Source organism: Streptococcus sp. HMSC070B10 (genome assembly GCF_001808665.1).
In the GTDB taxonomy this organism is placed as follows: Bacteria; Bacillota; Bacilli; order Lactobacillales; family Streptococcaceae; genus Streptococcus.
On sequence record NZ_KV794207.1, the window covers coordinates 1 to 275 of the forward strand.

The window sequence follows — 275 nt, forward strand, 5'->3', positions numbered from 1 at the left end:
ATGCAGTTGAAGCTTTGGTACATGAGCTACCAGCTTATACAGGCCCATTGTCAACCGTAGGTGACCAAACCGCTCCAACAGTAGAGAAACCAGAGTTCAAGGGTGGAGTCAACTCAGTTATGGCCTTGAAACACGAACTACCAGAGTACACAGGTCCATTGTCAAGCGTGGGCGATCAAACTGCACCGACGGTAGAGAAACCAGAGTTCAAGGGTGGAGTCAATTCAGTTATGGCCTTGAAACATGAGCTACCAGCCTACACAGGTCCATTATCA

General features: G+C 48.4%; 1 protein-coding gene. It reads left to right on the forward strand.

The window, feature by feature from the left end; translation table 11 throughout:
- A partial coding sequence (locus HMPREF2613_RS07500; RefSeq protein ID WP_148129954.1) for an SIALI-17 repeat-containing surface protein occupies positions 1-275 on the forward strand: 275 nt, incomplete at both ends.